We start from the raw sequence: 15,911 nt of genomic DNA, 5'->3' as shown, positions 1-15,911 counted from the left end.
GCTCAGGCGTGGAAGCGGGCGATGACGGGGGCGTGGTCGGGGACGGTGGCGGGGCGTCGGGTGTCGGTGGATTCGGTGATCGAGCCGATGTCGTCGACGAGGCTGTCGACGCTGGCGACTCCGGGTGCGAGGGGCTGCTACGACGGGGAGCACAGCCGGTCGCAGGAATGCCGGTCGATACGGCTGATGGTTCTCGATCAGCCGGCTGGTCGGTCCGTGATGCTACTTTGCCGGCCGTGAATGACTACCTGCGCGCCGTCGACTGGGAATCGCTGCAAGGTCCCTACGGACCGGCCTCGGATGTGCCGAGGCTGTTGCAGACGCTTCGATCTCACGACCCGGCGGCGCGGGGCGAGGCGGAAGAGCAGCTCGAAGACCATCTCCAGCACCAAGGCTTGGTGGCGGAGCCGGCGGCCGCCGCAGCGCCGTACCTGATCGATCTGCTTGCCGACCAGGAGGCACCGGATCGGCTGGTGGCCTACCGCCTCCTGCGGACGATCCTCGATTGTGTCGAGCTGTACGAGGCGCCGAGGCCGGCGTCCGACGTGCCGAGTCTCAGCGAACTCGCATCGCTGCGCTCGGACTGGTGGTTGTCCAGGTCACCGGAGTGGCGCAGGCATGGCGGATATCGACGCCCGGTCACCGATCCCTGCCATGCCGCAGCGTATGAGGCAGTGCGGGCCGGTGTCCCCACGTACCTGCAGGTTCTGCAGGATCCCGACCCGGACCTTCGTCTCGGGATGGCGTATCTGCTCGCCGCCTTCTCCCAGGAGTGGGCAACCATGTCACCCGTTCTGGCCCAACGGCTCTCAGTAGAGACGGACCCGGCCGTGGCCGCGGAGATGTGCATCGCGGCCGGACTCGCCGGCCAGCCCTCCGACGGCGCCATCGTGGATGCGGTACGCCAGTGGCGTGGCAACTCCGACCGGCTTCTTCACCGAGCGGCGCTGGTCGGACTGGTGCGGCTCCTTCCGGCACCCGATACGGCGCTTCTGGCCGAGCTGACCGACTGCCTGGTGGAGCCGGTTCAGGATTGGGATTCACAGGCCGGTGCGATGGCCAATGTCACCGCCTCGGCCCTCGGCGGTCTCACCGTGAACTCGGTGCCACAGCTCGCTGGTCTGCTGATGGAGCGGATGCGGGTCCCAGACCCGCATCGGTCTGACTTCCTGGCGCTGCGGCTACTGCTTGGCCTGGCTTTTCCCGACGGTCCACTTCCGGAGGGCACCGCATTCGACGATCTCTCACTTTTGCAGCAGGAGGTGGTCCGCGTCGTCATTCGTGCCCGCCTGCTGGCGCAGGGCCCGATGATGCCGCGAGCCATCGGAGAGTGCAATCTCCCCTATACAGAGGAAGCTCTCGCGACGTGGTGTGCCGGGCAGCCTCATAGCGCGAGCTGACCGTAGCGAACGACTGCGGCATCACCCGTCGAGGAGCCACCAGTTCAGCCAAGGTGGGGGATCAACGGGGGCGGCCGCAGGGCATCGGTTGGCCTAGGCTGCGGCGGGTGGGTTACTGGGGCACCGTGGTGATGGCGCGGCCGCAGGGGTTGCTGGTCGACCAGGACGGCATCAGTGGGTTCGGTTACCGACATTCCTGGCTGCGGGAGTTGGGCGACGGGTGGCAACTGGTGGAGACCAGCGGGTGGAAGGATCCGCCGGACCTGCTCGGCCCGTGCGGGGTGGTGGTGGCATCGACAGGGCATCCGGTCTTCGCCGCGTTCGTCAGCGATGGTGACTGTGCGGTGATGTGCGCGGCGACGCCGGGCGCGGTGGGGCCGCTGACTCACCTGTGGGACGTCGGAGGGCCCTGCGGGGTGTACCGGCATCAACCGAAGGGCATGCCGGAGCCGGTCGGCCGCGGGGCCGAAGAGGTGGTCGCGGAGCTGACTGGATGGTCTGCTGGGGCTGGTCTGCGGGCGGACATCTCGGCGCTGCGCGCCGTGCTCGCCCATGACCAGAGCACGGCCTGGAAGCCGGCGGACGATTTGTTGTTTGACCTGGTGAAGGCGTTGGGGGTGGCCCGGATCGGTCGGACGCTGCCGTGGGCGTTCCCGATAACCTGTCGGCCGTTCACCCTGATCACCGACTTCATGGGCCTGGCGGCCCGGGCGCGGTCGCGGGCGGTGTATCGGCAGGCCGAGGAGGAGGACGGGGAGGTGCCCGAGCCGGCGCAGCCGTGGGAGACGGCCGCGATCGCGCTCGAGGAGGAACTGTGGGCGTCGTTGTACCGCACCGGGCTGGACGTAGCGACGTTGGCGTGCCGGGTCGTCGAGGTGCGGCTCGCGTACGACGCCGCCAACGAGGACCGCGCGGGTCGGGCGGCGGCCGACCCGGATCGGATGTTCGAGTCGCTCTTCGCCGGGCTGGTGGGCGGCACCCTGCAACCAGATGACCCCGACGACTCGGGCCGCCGGTGGGCCGACGAGCGGGCTCCCGGGTGATGGGCCCGACGGGCGGCTGGCGGTGAGTTGGGTCCCCATCCGCGCCGTCGGGTCTCCGGTGCACGTTCAGGATCAGTTGACCTCGGGGCTCCGCCCCGAGCCCTCTGCTCAGAGATCAGCCGCGGATCACCCTGCGGGGCACCCGACCGCTATCAGCCTCCCCGTCCAGGGAGGCTGGACGGTCTACGGCTGCCCGACGAGGAGATCCGCTGGCCATGGCAGTGCAGCCAGCGAGTCGAGGGGCGTGCATTACTGTCGCCGCATGGCCGAGTTTCGAGCCCGGATTGGGGTGCACTACAGCCACCTCGAGATCGCCGACGATCAATCCTGGGGTCGGACCGATTGGGCTAACGTCTTCTTCGGCAGGCGCCCGACCGGCCTCATCGCCACCTCCCCAGGCGAAGTCTTCCTCGTCGCGGGTCGCCATACCGGCACCGTTGGGTTCACGGTCAGGGTCAACGACGACGATCCAGGGGCTGATCTTGACGGGTTTGAAGACGTGGTAGAGGTGCCGTTCGAGACGTCCAGGGCCGAATTGAAGCTCATTCAACGGGCCGGAGAAAAGTCCCACGCACTGCCGCGACTTCCCGCCGGGCCCGGCTCGTACCGGATGCGCTACCACTGCCGGGATGGACGAAGCTGGAAATAGAAGTTCGGATTATTTCGACGTTGTTGACGAGTACCTGCTGCAGATCTGGCCGTCACCCGCCGCGCCGCCTGCCACGCTCAAGGTGACGAGCCGAGAAGGGCACACCCGGATTTTCGAAACCTGACTGGCGCGCCCTTCCAATCCGAGCCTTGCCGAGCAATGGCTGGTCTATGACGTGCGCTTCCCAAGCTGACAGTGAGGGTTCGATTCCCGTCACCCGCTCCACGCGAAAGGCCCTGGTCAGGACGACGGTCCCGGCCAGGGCGAAGCATGCAGGCTGCGCCCCACAACGGAGCGGGATGAAGGGCAGGGCTGGCCGACCCGCTAGGCTAGCCTGTGCGCGCCGAGCAGCGCGCCCTGTCAGTTGGACAAGGTCTCAATCTGCTCAAGCACGTGCGCCATCTCTGGATCGATCTCCTCTCTTCGCAATCCGCGCGCAAGCGCGTCGAATGAGACGGCCTTCTTGCCCAGCGCCTGCAGTCCAGCATTCACGGCCGAAAGAATCTTCTTCGGGGGAGCCGCCGAGCGCCGGTAACTCTCATTCGACCAGTTCAAGTCGAACTGATTTCTTGCGTCCTCCATGATTGTAGCCCGGTGTATACCAAGCTTGGTCTCGATCTCCACCCGCTCTGCGGTGATTTGCCCGAACACGTGGCTTGCTTCAGCTGACACTGCTTTCTCAATGAGTTCCTCGACCGTGCTCAGTGGCACCTTGGCGAGGCGAGCTATCGCTTCTGGCACAAGAAGGTAACTCTCGATCTCCTTCTTTTTCCAAGTATGTACCCCTATGCCATCGCTTGTCAGTGACCGCTCGATCTCCTTGACCTGCTCGGGCAGTCGGTAGTCCCTGTCTAGGATCACGTACCCCTTGATGGCCTCGTTAAGGAACTCCTTCGCAATCCAGCCAAAGTGCTGCGCACGCTCCCAATGAGAGAACCCGTTAATCGGTACGACTGCGAGAGAGGTGTCCCTCTCCAAGTTCTTGTAACCGAGGGTTCGTGATAGGCTTCGCAGCCACTTTGCGTCCTGACCTTCGACGAATAAGACGCACTTTGCTCGCAGTGCCTTTGCCAAGGCAAGGTTGAATGCGGAGCCGATCGAGCTACTCATCGCGAACAGTTGCTCATCCTGCGGGTTACGTATGGCGCGCCGCCGGCTCTTTTCAACCCAGACAATTGAGGACGCGTCTACCTCGGTCAGAACCTCTGCTGAGTGCGTAGCAAATATGAACTGCTGATCAAGTGAGCACAGTAAACGAACGAGTCGTCGCTGAATATCTGGGTGAAGGAAGACTTCCGGTTCGTCTAGCAAGACAGATTTAAACCCGCGCCCCCGATAGAGTTGGAACAGGAGCTGGGTCCAAATCTGGAAGCCGTCGCCAGCCCAGACCACCTCCTTCTCGCGGCTGCTACCAGGCTCCCTATAGAACAGGTCGACACCGGGCGTGCTAGCGACCCCGAAAGACACAGTCGGCTTCAGAAGTTCGTAACCGCCCAGCCAAGGTTCGGCAAAGCTGATGAAGTCGGGCCAATCGCCACTCTCATATAGGAGACGGGCGTGGTTGCGGAACTGCCGGCTTGCCAAACGGGTGTCGAGGTTCTTGCGGGCGTATTCATTGCTGAGTACACCCTCCTCATGCTCGAGCGGTGTGAGCGTGGGCACGGCATAGATGTCGTGAAACTCAGACTTGACGCTGGTCGGGTTTCTCGGGTTATTGCCGACCTTGTTTCGAAGGTAGAAGTAGGGCTCCTGGTCTTCGTCCGACTCTGGCGGCCAAACAGCTGTTAGTGATACGCCACTGTCCCATCGCAGGACCAGGCTTGCTTCCAGGTCGCGGAACTCATGATGCACGCTCTCGCGCAGGACCTCGAATTCTTTCGTCGGGATGGGGTACGCCTGTAGCCAGCTTCCTTCATGGTGTACAGGCCTCGAAGGTGCCACACGATACGCGGAACGCAGGCAAGCCCGAGCAAGCCGCAGTGCCGTAAGGATCGTGCTCTTGCCCGCACTGTTAGGGCCCACTAGGACATTCTCCTTCCGGAAGTTGACCCGGAAGCTGGAGAACGCCCTGAAGTTTCTTAGATGCAGCTCCTTGAGCATGCTTGATCATCATTCCTTGAGGGGCCGACGCTGGTCCATCAGTTTGCCACGACGCAGGCTGTTGTGTCGCGCCCGATTGACTGCCGATTCTGCCGCCCCGGGTAGCACACAGCGCCGCCGAAGGCGCGATTGACAGTTCACCAGGCGCCGAGAGCGGATGAGTCTCGCCGGTTCCCGGGGCGACACCGGACCGCGCCCGCACAGGGCTGCGTTCGCTGACACGAGGTCCGGCTCGGGCGCCGCCTCCGATCTGCTGCCGAATTGACCCGTGTACAGATCAAGGCGCCGCGCAAGCGCGGCGCTGGCGCGGTAATCCCGCCCGGCGACACGCCGCCCCGACTGCCTGCCGCGCCGGGGCGGTGAGCCGCCGACGGCGGTGGGCCGTCCGCGCCTATGTAGCGAACGATGGCTTGACTCGGGGCAGGGCCGTGACGATCGCGATGACGGTTGGCGGCCGCAGGGGTAATGGCGATCGGCTGCCGCGGCGGCTCCGCCGCCTTGCCAGTGACTTGAGGGCTGAGCGGATCCGAACGTCGACCGCCGGGCACGCAGATGTCAGACCGTCACGCAGTGATCGAGTCGCAATCGCGACACTCCCAAAGCCCGTTCCGGGCATCGGGCGTACCGTGCCGCCGTGGCATCCAAGACCCCTCCCCAGCCCGTCCTCTTCGTCTACGTCGACAACTCGAACGTCTGGATCGAGGGCCAGCGCATCCAAGCTGTCCGCCAAGGTCTCGCTACAGACCCAGCCGATGCTCAGCGCCGTCAAGTAGCCACCCAGTGGCACTACGACTTCGGGCGTCTATACGAGCTCGCCTGTCCTTCTACCGCTCACATCGGGCGGTCGATCTTGTTTGGCTCGCGACCGCCCGCCGACGACTCACTGTGGAACATCGCAAAGCGGGAGGGGTTCCAGGTAATCACGTACGACCGGAACGCCGCCAACAAGGAAAAGCAGGTCGACATCAGCCTGAGCACCACCATGCTGGAGGACTCGTACGAGTATATGAAGGCGAGTCGACAGGACATCGCGGTGCTTGTTGGAGGCGACGGCGACTTCGTCCCCACGGTCAAGTCGTTGAAGCGCCGAGGGCTCGGTGTACGGGTCGTCTTCTGGTCGCACGCGGTCAGCCGGGAGTTGCGCGAGTCGGCAGACGAGTTCGTGGTACTTGATCCACACTTCGAGGCGCTCACCCGAGCCGAAGCGCCGCAGGCTTGAGTTCTGACTCGGAGGCCGCTCCGGCGTGCCATTAGCGTGCCATCAGCCCAGGACAGCAGGGGCCAGCCGAGGCCACGAGAGACCACCGCGACCAGCGGCCAGGCTAGTAGCCGAGGAGACCCTGCCCATCGCATAGCCCCTGCCAGCCGCCATTGAGACTCGTCCGGTAGGGCGCTCTACCTTGTCCCCGTCGGGGAGGCTGACGACCTACGACTGCCCGGCGAGGTGAGCCGCTCAGCTTCCCAGACCTGCCGCGCAGCTCGGTCTGATCACGCCGAAGGGCGAGCGAAGTGTCGCCGACATGCTCGGTGTCGACGCCGTGTCTCCGTACTGAACACGGCAAACAACCCGAGGCCTATGATCATCGCGCCGACGTCAGCGCTCCGGCCTGGCGCCAATCCTCCCTTCGCATGGGAACCGGCTTGGCGATCGTCGTTGCCAGGGGCACACCGGTCACCGAAATGATCAGAGAGAACCGACAGGCGTGACCCGGCATCATCAGCGGGGGCGAGGGCGTTCACTGCTGGGCTCATCGGGCACCGTCCGTCGGCGGCGAGCTGCCGGTGGTTGCCGAGCCACTGCCGGTCGTCAGTGAGCGCGGCTTCCGCATCCGCCTTAGCGTGGTCCCGCATCCCCTGAAGGTAATCCCTTAACACGGACCCACGCCGACGCCCTGGCCACGAGGTTGCGCTTCCTGTAGGTTGCCCGCTCGAAGGTTGGGGTCGCGCCCGCCGGCGCTGCGCCTTGGTGGCGCGGCGGGTCGACTGCCGTAGCTGCGACAACCGCTTCGCCCCGCTTGCCGGCGATGATCTGCGCGGTCGTGAGCGCGAGACCGTCAACGGCAAATCATTGCTGGTCGATAACCGGCGGTTCGGTTCGACGGCCACTATACGGTTTGGGTTGACGAGTCGCATGTTCGAAGAAGGGCGGGCATCGTGGGCGATACAAGTTTCTGGTACGCAGAACATGACACGTTCACTACTTCACCCTATACCATCACTGCTGCGAGCGATGGCTTCGTGTTTAGCGGCATTAAGAACTACCAAGGAGGAGATCTGCTCAAACTCAACTTCGGCTTTAAGATCAGATACGAACTGCAGGCGGACCGCGTGCCGCCCTCGCCGATCGGCAAGTGGCGTTCCTCCCCGCACGTGAACATCTCCGGCAGCCTTATCGGATCGTCGCAGGACTCCCCTGGCTGGGGCGACGATTGGTGCAAGTGCTGGATGAATCGGCGGCAGACAGCCTATCAGCTCGTCTTCGCGCCGCCTGGCGCCGACCCCCGACGCAAAATCGACGAGCGGGTCGAGTCACAGAATATCTTCTTCTCCGAGGACGCACCGTTCACCAGCGAATGGCACGGACCCGGTTTCCAACCCATGCCCGAACTGATCCTGGCGCACCCATTACCGGCGCAGAGCATTTGGGTGGAGCTGGAACTGCGCTTCGACATTCAGCTAGAGGGCTACGCCAACCTCTGGATCAGGCCCGAACAACGGTTCGTGGTAAGCGCCGATCAGTGGCCGGCCCTGCCGCTGTGAACCGAGTTAGAGCGTGTCTCAGGTGGTGAGCTTGAGGTAGCTGACCGAACCGCAGCGTGTTGAGCACGTAGTCAACGCCGCCATCGTCTTCGAAGTTGCCCATGATGGCGTGCAGCCGACGGTGCCCGAGAAGTGGCAGCGAGAACACTGGCCAACTGCGTGGGTCGAGGAGGGTGTCGACGATCTGCTCCAGGTCGGCTGGGTCGACGTTGAAGGCGTCCGGCGCCGACGCGGATCCGCCGACGGTGGAGAGGAAAGCGGGCCAAAACAGCGCGTGCGACATCATGCTGGACCCGTCGACCAGCGGCGATCGCAGGAACGGCGGTTCGTACCGGTCCAGGTATCCGGGGATGATCACGTCGTCATCATGGCAGTGCGGCCGCCGCCCGTGGACCAGCCGCCGTTGGCTGTTGATGTCGGCAAGGCCGATCAAGGCTACGTGCCCGCAGGGAAGCCTCTTCTGCCGCCGACTGGGCGTGGTCTTCAGTAGTTGATCGCTGCCGCCGAACGTCCGGACGCGTCCGATGGGGTCCATCGTTGCTGAGGCTGCATCGATGGGGATCAGGCTGGAGGTGCTGACGCAGGCCGCGTCAGACGACGCGGATGTGCAACGCCGTGGTGTCCGGTTCCGCGGCGAACCGCGCAGCGAATTCGTCCTGCAACGAGAACAGCTCGGCGATTGGCGCCGGCCGCCGGGTGGTACCAGCGAGGTTCTGGTGCGCTTCGCGCGACCACAGGAACGGGTAGACCGTCATGCCGTGCGACAAGGGCAACCGGCGTGTCTCCTCTTGCCAGCCCGGCCAGCGTAGGCACTCGTAGAACTGGCCGGTACCACCCTCGGCGATCCACGACAGCCAGGCGCCGTGACCAGCGCCGAGGGACTCCCACTCCAACGTGTCCGGCCCGAAGTAGCACACCTCGCCGGGCTCGCCGGGGCGGCCGATGGCCGCCGGATCGGGGCCGTTGACCTCGAACCGTCCGCCGAGCACGTCGTAGCCGACCATCAGCGCCCCGGGCACCTGCTCATCGCCCGGCAGGCCGTTGACCTCCGCGAGCGAGGGCAGACCGTGCTCACCACCGCCGCCGAGCACACGCAGCCAGCCGTCGTCGACCAGCAGACCACCGGTGTGCAATGCCAACGCACCCAGCCGCGACCGCGTGGAGACCTGCAGGCGGTACAGGCTGTCCCGCCCGGCGGCTGCAGAGACCGGCAAGATGGTGATCTGCGGATTCGACAGCAGTTCCATCTCGAGCGCTGGCCACGCCGGATCGGAATTAGCCGTCAGCTCCTCTACGGTGCGCATCCGACCATCATGCCCCGGCCGCTGCACGCTGGCGATATGCATCCAGCTGACCCCGGTCGAGCAGCCTGACTGCCATCAGGTGGAGTTGGTGGTTCGTGGGGGCATGAGGGGATGGCCTCATCTGGCCGCCGTGCGCGGGGACGCAGGTCGATCCCGACCCCGTGCGGATCTTGACGCAGTCGAGAGGTACTGCCTCGAGGGGGTGTCCGATCATTGGGCTGAGAGGCGCTGCACAAAGCGCCGTTGGCCACCGATCGCTTCCGGCCCTCGGGAACGACGTGGCCCAAGGCATCGTCTCCTGTTGTCACCGCCATGACACGACCTCCCCACGCCCGCTGGCGGGAGCAGCTCGGCCATTGCTCATCTGGCTGCCCACCGCCCGGCCGACGCCGTGAGGCCGGGCGGTGGGCGGCGTTGGCGGAGCGGGGCCTACTGGCGATTGCTCAGTGGGTCATTGGCGCACGTCGGCGGTGGGGGTGATGGTGGCTTCGGCGGCGGCGATGGCGGTGTCGGACCGCCGGTGCCGCAACTCAGTTGGCAGCACCGCCAGCGCGATCAGCGCGCCGAGCAGGCCCGTCGCGGCGAAGCCCCAGGCTGGTGCGGAGGCATCGATCACCGCCCCGGCCAGTGGGGCGCCGAGCGCCAGCCCCACCACCATCGCCGAGCCGTGCATGCCCATGGCCTCACCCCGTACGCTCGCTGGCACCAGCCGGCTCACCGCGTCGGCGGTGGCGGCTACGGTCGGCGCGGTGAGCGCCCCAGACGGCAGCAGCACCAGGGCCAGTAGCCACCACTCGCCGCTGCCCAGACCGATCGGAATGGTGACCAGACCGAGTACCAGGGTAAGGGTCAGCGACGGCACCGGGCGGGACAGCGCACCGTAGGTGAAGCCGCCGACCAACGAGTACGAGGCCCAGAGCGTCAGTACCACACCGGTCCAGTTGACCTGGCCGGCGTCACGTAGCACCGCCACCACCGTCACATCGGTGCCGGCGATTACCAGCGTGCTGGCCGCGCCGCCGGCGAGCAGCCCGATCAGCCGTGGGGTCAGCCACTGCCGGCGGGGCAGCGGCTGCGCCGGCGTCGTCTCCTCGTCCCGGGCTCGGGTCGGTGGGTTGAGTACCAGCAGGGTGAGTCCGGCCAGCACGATGCCGCCGCCGACGGCGTACATGGTCAGGGTGGGCGAGACGCTGGTGGCCAGGGCTACCGCCACCGCCGGCCCGATCATGAAGCTGAGTTCGACCGACATTGAGTCCAGCGCGTACGCCTGACGGCGCTGGATCGGCGGGACCAAGGCGGCGATCGACTGCCGGACCACGGAGAAGACCGGGAGGGTGAGCAGCCCGCCGACGAACGCGGCACCGAGCAGCACCGGGTACGGCAGGGCCGGCGCCGTCCCCCAGAACAGCGCCGAGACCGCCGTGGTCAGCAGCAGCATCGGCCGCAGGCCACGCCGGTCGACCAGCCGGCCGAGCAGCGGTGTGCCGAGCGCCGAACCGACCGTCATCGCGGCCCCGACCAGCCCGGCGGCGAAGTAACCGCGGCCCAGATCGAGTACGTGCAGCGTCATCACCACCGCGGTGGCCGCCACCGGCACCCGGGCCAGGATCGCGACCAGCAGCAGGGGCCGCAACCCCGGCAGCGCGAGCACGTCCCGGTACGGCTTCAAATCCAACACGTCCGCGCCTCCCGGGCCACCCTGGCCTAGTTCCTAGATTCGGCTCCAGCGGGTTGCCGTGCGCAACGCGTGACCCATCACCGATCTAGGACGATCCAGTAGCGCCTCACTGGACCGTGCTCGGTGTCGCGGATGCCCTCGAGGACGCCGCCGTTGCGTTCGATCGTCCGGGCCGACGCGATGTTGTCGGCCAGACAAGGGATGAGGACGCGATTCAGGCCCAAGACGACGCGAGCCTCCTTGAGCATCTCGCCGAGTGCCCAACTCGCCAGTCCTCGGCGGCGCGCGGACGGCCGGACGCCGTAGCCGATCTGGCCGATCTCGTCGTCGAACTTATGCCGGAGAGCGATTCCCCCGAGAACGTGGCCGTTCTCGACGATCCACCGGGGTGAGCCGTGCTTTTCGTCCGGGCACGGGTCGCCGGCCGGATGGGTCAGTCGGACCCGCTCGTGCACCCAAGCGGCGAAGCCTTCGGGCGAGTCCACGTCGTCGTCGGCCCCCAGGCCGAAGCCGTCCTCGTGGAGGCCAGGGCCCCAGTCGTCGCGGCATTCCAGAAACGCGGCGTGCAGGCGGATGGTCGGCAGAATCAACTCGGGCATGCGGTCACGGTATTGAAAGCCGGACCGCTGAACGAGCCGCTTCTTACCAACATCGATCACCCCCAGAAGCCGATTCAGCTCCGCAACAGCCCACGCGCTTCGCGAGCTACCAGGGGGCGCCATGAGGCCCTACATCGCAATATCAGCCAGGTCAAAGACGCAACCCCGACGAGGAGCGCCAGGAACGCAGCAAGCCCCTCGCGCGCCGACTGTGTGATCTGCGTCATATTCGAACCGGCCCACATCCATCAACGAATCGTCCGACCGGCCGCCACCCGTGTCGTGTCGAGGGAACAGGCGGTGTGGAAGCAAGACATCCGATGGTCGGTAGTCGTCAAGCCGGGTTGGGCCGGGCAAGCGAATCGAGCCGATTCTTGAACCGGCTGGCAGCTCGGCGTTGACGCATGCCAGCGTTCCGCCTGTCTGCTTCGAGGGAACAGGCGGTGGTCCCCGGAAGATATGGCCAGTGGGGTGGGAGGCCTCTCGCCGAAACAGGCCGTCGCGCTCGCCCGGGCACTCGGGCGATGGGGTGAAGACGTCGCTCGCATTGAACCGCTCGCTGGCGGAGTCGCCAACGACGTGTGGAGCGTGCGCGTCAACGGGCACCTCGCGGTCGGTCGTCTCGGCACGAGGAGCGACGCTGATCTTGCGTGGGAGACGGAGCTTCTCCTGCACCTCGACCGTGAAGGTCTGACCGTGCCGGTCCCGATCCCGACTACGGACGGCCGGCTGTTCGCCGACGGTCTGGTGGTGATGACCTCAGGCCATGGCCGATCCGGATGGCGGCGGGCGTTTAGAACTGCGGAAGGAAGAGGACGTCGACCGCTGGCCCGATGGTCGAGGTCAAGAACGAGATGGCTCAGGAGTCATCCTGCCGCCGGGCTGCCTCCAGTCCCGCTAGGTAACCAAACACCAGCCCCAGCGAGATCGTCCCTCCGGCACCCCCGTAGAACGCCTTCGTTGGTGCGCCTCCTGCGTTGCCGGCGGCGTACAGGCCCGGGATGACCTTGCCATCGATGTCCAGCGCGTGCCCGTGTGCGTCAGTCTTCGGGCCGCCCACCGTGCCGAGCGCGCTGGCCCCAACCTTGAGCGCGTAGTACGGCGAGGTGTTGATGGGTCCTAGGACGCTTGACCTCGGGCTCTTCAGGAGAGGTCGGACGATCTTCGCCAACGGCCCGACCAGAGCGGTTCCTAGACGGCTCCACTCCACAACCGGAGGCCTTCGTCATCACGCAGATTCAGGCCGTGTCGTCACACGACCTCAACCAACCGCCCTGGGTAGCCTACCTAGACCAACTTCGATGAAATGCCATCGTCGGGCTCGTCACCGGCTACCACTGTCCCGGATGAACTTCACGGTTCCAAGCGACAGAGTCGATGCGGCGCGACGAGGGAAGGCAGTGCTTCTGGAGCGGCGGGCGGCGGCCTGCATTGCCGCGGCTGGCCGGCCGTTACCTCAGATGTAGTTGTTCAGGTCGCACCGGTGCCACGGGTTCCAGCTGTAGCCGTAGCCGTAGTCGGTGCTGCACCAGAGATTGCCGCCCGCCCACACGGCGACTGTGCGGTAGTGAGGCTCTCTGGCCATTGCGCCGTCGACCTCGTCGGCAAGGCCGTTGTTGGGCATGACCACCCATCCGCTGCTCGCCCAGGAGTGCCAGATCGTCCGGTTGGGCGCGATGCCGAAGTACTCGATGCGGCCTTGGCCAAACCAGTTGATCTCCATGATCCTGGTCTTGCACCTGAACGTTCCCTTGTGCCCCCACCGGTCGGTGAAGCTCCAGGTCGTCGTGCAGGTCAGCGGCGGGTGGTGCGTTACCAGGGTTGTATCACCCGCCGCTGCGGAGGCGCTGCTCGGCGCCACAGCGCTGACGGCACCGAGGATGGCGGTGGACATGAGCACAGTCGCCAGGGTTGTGGCCAGGGTGCGTTTCATACCTTCTCCTAGCGGTGGGGGTCGATTGCGGACCAGCCTCGCGACCGAGCCTGGGCGTACGCCAGCGGATTGCGAGTAAATGCAACCAGCTTGCCTCGACGCGGACCAGCCGATACGGGCTAGGGTTTCGCGGGTGGCTACCGGACCAATCGAGATTGATAATGGAAATAGCGGCTGATCGACCCATCAATGGAGAGACGCCAGATGGCGACCGAAATCGCCTCGGGGCAGGAAATCGATCGTGGAGCCGGTGAGCGCGGCCGCGGATGAGCAGTTGATCGCGATGCTGGTCGATCGGGCTCGTGGTGACGGGCTGAAGCTGACCGGTGGGCGGGCTGCTGCAGCAGCTGGCCAAGCGGGTCCTTGAGTCGGTCTTCGACGGTGAGATCACCGACCTCGTCGGCTACGACAAGCACGACCCCTGCCGGTCGGGCAGCGGGAACATCCGTAACGGCAGCCGGATCAAGACGGTGCTCACCGACGTCGGGCCGGTGCAGGTCCGCGTTCGGCGCGACGCTGCGGGCATGTTCGAGCCGCCGACCGTGCGGAGACGGCAGCCGCCGTCATCGCTATGGTCGATCCACACGCGACGGGACCGGTTGCGGGGAACCCACTCGTGGCCGCGCTCGGCAACCGGCGGCTTGCGCCGCTGTGCCAGGCTGCCCTCGAAGCGATCCGGAGGGGTGCGACGGTGAGTGAGTCGAGTCCGATGGGTGCCCGAAGGTGGTCCGAGCAGGACGAACCCGCAGCCCGGGCACGGGCATTGCAGGCGTCGGTGTATGCCCGGATTACCAGCGTGGACCCGGCGTCGACCGGCGAACCGGTGCGTCTGTTCGCTGTGGGACTGCCGGCGATCCTCGAACGGCTCAAGCTGCTGGAACGAGCCACCTCGTCGGTGGTGTACAACCTTGCCCCGGGATGCCCGTTCGACCCGCATCGGCGAGAACGGGAACCAAACCTGCGTACCCGGGCGCGCGGCCTCCAAGGCCACATGATCACCGCCCCGCTGCAGCACCTGTCGCTGGTGGCGGCCGTCCATCCCGACACCTGGGTGGCCCCGAAGGTACACGGGGTCGGCATCGTCGTTGACGAACGCATCGGATTGTTCCCCGGTCCACCCACCCCGGACGGGCAACCGACCGCCTGGCTCTGCCGCGACTCGGATCTCGTCATGGCGTTTTGCCAGCTCTGGTGGGAGACGCAGCAGCAGGCCGTGCCGATCCGCGAGGCCCCTGGGGTCCTCCCGCTCACCGAGCGTCAGCTGCAGGTGGCCGCCCTGCTCAGCCGGGGCGCCAAGGATGCCACCATCGCCCGTCGACTCCGTGTCTCAACCCGGACGGTGACCAGCGACATCGGGCGGCTGTTGGACGCCTTCGGGGTCGCGACCCGGTGGGAGGGCGGCTTGGTGATGGGAAGAGCCTGCCCACCCGCGCTGGCCGGCTGACCCGGCCGACGGCTTGTCCGTTTCATCCGGCAGGGCATACCTGCCGGACGAAACGTCCCCCAGCTCCGCCCAAGGGCGGAGTCGATCATGCTGGCCGCGCTGCGGGCCCGGGCCGACGAGATGCTCATCGTGTCCGGCCGGCGGCACGCAGCCATCGACCCGCCCCTACACCAACACGAGGTGCTCAAGCGGATGCAGAAGCAGACGATCGCGACCCGCTGCCCGACGGCTCGCCCGAACCGTCCGGGCCGCGGCGGGCGGCACCCGCCCCGGCTGGACGGGCGCCGCCGGCCTGCTCAGCAGCGCACCCAGCTCTTCCAGCTGTACCCGTCGCCGGCATAGTCGGTGCTGCACCAGTAGCCGCTGCCGGAGACGTACACCGAGACCCGCCGCGTACCGTCGGAGTACTTCCACGCCCAGTTCATGGCATCGGCGCGGCCGTTGTTGGGCATGACGACGTAACTGCGGCTGCTGGCCCAGGAGTGCCAGATGGTCCGGTCGGGGGCGATGCCGAAGTACTCGTACCCGCCGGTGCCGGTCCAGTCGACCTGCATCACCTTGGTGCCGCACTTGAAGGTGCCCGTGTGGTTCCAGTTGTCACCGAACACCCAGTCGGTCGTGCACGCGGTACCCGGCCGCAGCCCGAAAAGCTGGACATCGATCGGGACGGTCGTCGCTGTGGTCTGCGCGGCGGTGTCCGTCGTGGTCGGCTGGGCTGCGGCGGGGCCGGCGTTGGCCAGCAGCGCGCCGGCGAGGGTCAGGATCGCTGCGGGCATGCGGGCCAGGCTGCGAAATTTCATGGTCCTCCTCAGAGCGGTGGTCGCCGGCCGGGGGACGAGCCGGGTTGCCCGGCGTCGACGCGGTCACGGCCGGCCTCTTCAGGCTGGCAAGCGTCCGTGAACCACTGAGCGGAGGGAAAGCTGACTGCGGAAAGTGGCAGCCGGCTTGACAAGCTTCTTTGCGGGCTGACGGCTGCGGTTCGGGGCGGCGTAGCCGTAGGG

At 66.4% G+C, this 15,911-nt stretch carries 16 protein-coding genes; 8 read left to right on the top strand and 8 right to left on the bottom strand.

Features of this window, described 5'->3' with window-relative positions; all coding sequences use genetic code 11:
* Positions 1-236: 236 nt before the first annotated feature.
* The 3 genes from ABZ783_RS24595 to ABZ783_RS24585 all read left to right on the top strand — a co-directional run bounded on the left by ABZ783_RS24595 (position 237) and on the right by ABZ783_RS24585 (position 3,092).
* Positions 237-1,400, top strand: a complete 1,164-nt coding sequence (locus ABZ783_RS24595) for a hypothetical protein (RefSeq protein ID WP_357442037.1) — start codon at positions 237-239, stop codon at positions 1,398-1,400.
* Between the two features lie 107 nt (positions 1,401-1,507).
* Positions 1,508-2,443 (top strand): hypothetical protein, encoded by a 936-nt coding sequence (locus ABZ783_RS24590; protein WP_357442036.1) that lies wholly within the window; start codon positions 1,508-1,510, stop codon positions 2,441-2,443.
* Positions 2,444-2,705: 262 nt separating this feature from the next.
* Positions 2,706-3,092: a hypothetical protein gene (locus ABZ783_RS24585; protein WP_357442035.1), complete on the top strand. Its 387-nt coding sequence runs from the start codon at positions 2,706-2,708 to the stop codon at positions 3,090-3,092.
* Between the two features lie 360 nt (positions 3,093-3,452).
* Here the strand turns inward: ABZ783_RS24585 and ABZ783_RS24580 are convergent, their stop codons facing one another.
* Entirely contained in the window at positions 3,453-5,192 is a 1,740-nt protein-coding gene (locus tag ABZ783_RS24580; protein WP_357442034.1) for an AAA family ATPase, read from the bottom strand.
* Positions 5,193-5,826: 634 nt separating this feature from the next.
* Here ABZ783_RS24580 and ABZ783_RS24575 point away from each other — a divergent pair.
* Positions 5,827-6,411 carry an NYN domain-containing protein gene (locus ABZ783_RS24575; protein WP_357442033.1) on the top strand — a complete coding sequence of 195 codons (585 nt, stop codon included), beginning with the start codon at positions 5,827-5,829 and terminating at the stop codon, positions 6,409-6,411.
* Between the two features lie 935 nt (positions 6,412-7,346).
* Positions 7,347-7,952, top strand: coding sequence for a hypothetical protein (locus ABZ783_RS24570; protein WP_357442032.1), 606 nt, complete (start codon positions 7,347-7,349; stop codon positions 7,950-7,952).
* Here the strand turns inward: ABZ783_RS24570 and ABZ783_RS24565 are convergent.
* The 6 genes from ABZ783_RS24565 to ABZ783_RS24540 all read right to left on the bottom strand — a co-directional run bounded on the left by ABZ783_RS24565 (position 7,894) and on the right by ABZ783_RS24540 (position 13,466).
* Positions 7,894-8,487 (bottom strand): hypothetical protein, encoded by a 594-nt coding sequence (locus tag ABZ783_RS24565; protein ID WP_357442031.1) that lies wholly within the window; start codon positions 8,485-8,487, stop codon positions 7,894-7,896. The genes ABZ783_RS24570 and ABZ783_RS24565 overlap by 59 nt on opposite strands.
* 55 nt (positions 8,488-8,542) lie before the next feature.
* Positions 8,543-9,256: a DUF2625 family protein gene (locus ABZ783_RS24560; RefSeq protein ID WP_357442030.1), complete on the bottom strand. Its 714-nt coding sequence runs from the start codon at positions 9,254-9,256 to the stop codon at positions 8,543-8,545.
* Between the two features lie 451 nt (positions 9,257-9,707).
* On the bottom strand, positions 9,708-10,931 hold the full coding sequence (locus tag ABZ783_RS24555; protein ID WP_357442124.1) for an MFS transporter: 1,224 nt from the start codon (positions 10,929-10,931) through the stop codon (positions 9,708-9,710).
* Between the two features lie 80 nt (positions 10,932-11,011).
* Entirely contained in the window at positions 11,012-11,533 is a 522-nt protein-coding gene (locus ABZ783_RS24550; protein WP_357442029.1) for a GNAT family N-acetyltransferase, read from the bottom strand.
* 859 nt (positions 11,534-12,392) lie between these two features.
* Positions 12,393-12,704 (bottom strand): FAD-binding protein, encoded by a 312-nt coding sequence (locus ABZ783_RS24545; RefSeq protein ID WP_357442028.1) that lies wholly within the window; start codon positions 12,702-12,704, stop codon positions 12,393-12,395.
* Positions 12,705-12,989: 285 nt separating this feature from the next.
* The gene (locus ABZ783_RS24540; protein WP_357442027.1) at positions 12,990-13,466 is read right to left on the bottom strand and encodes a hypothetical protein; all 477 of its coding nucleotides are present in this window, start codon (positions 13,464-13,466) and stop codon (positions 12,990-12,992) included.
* 326 nt (positions 13,467-13,792) lie between these two features.
* Between ABZ783_RS24540 and ABZ783_RS24535 the strand changes: the two genes are divergently transcribed.
* The 3 genes from ABZ783_RS24535 to ABZ783_RS24525 all read left to right on the top strand — a co-directional run bounded on the left by ABZ783_RS24535 (position 13,793) and on the right by ABZ783_RS24525 (position 15,252).
* Positions 13,793-14,161: a transposase gene (locus ABZ783_RS24535; RefSeq protein ID WP_357442026.1), complete on the top strand. Its 369-nt coding sequence runs from the start codon at positions 13,793-13,795 to the stop codon at positions 14,159-14,161.
* A gap of 128 nt (positions 14,162-14,289) precedes the next feature.
* Positions 14,290-14,910, top strand: a complete 621-nt coding sequence (locus tag ABZ783_RS24530) for a helix-turn-helix transcriptional regulator (RefSeq protein WP_357442025.1) — start codon at positions 14,290-14,292, stop codon at positions 14,908-14,910.
* An 87-nt stretch (positions 14,911-14,997) separates the two neighbouring features.
* Entirely contained in the window at positions 14,998-15,252 is a 255-nt protein-coding gene (locus ABZ783_RS24525) for a hypothetical protein (RefSeq protein WP_357442024.1), read from the top strand.
* On the opposite strand, the gene ABZ783_RS24520 is transcribed toward ABZ783_RS24525, so the two are convergent.
* Positions 15,207-15,710, bottom strand: coding sequence for a hypothetical protein (locus ABZ783_RS24520; protein WP_357442023.1), 504 nt, complete (start codon positions 15,708-15,710; stop codon positions 15,207-15,209). The genes ABZ783_RS24525 and ABZ783_RS24520 overlap by 46 nt on opposite strands.
* Positions 15,711-15,911: the final 201 nt, after the last annotated feature.

Source organism: Micromonospora sp. NPDC047738, assembly GCF_040642675.1.
Lineage (GTDB): Bacteria > Actinomycetota > Actinomycetes > Mycobacteriales > Micromonosporaceae > Micromonospora.
The sequence above is the reverse complement of the archived record's forward strand: the minus strand, read 5'-3'. Positions and strand labels throughout refer to the sequence as shown.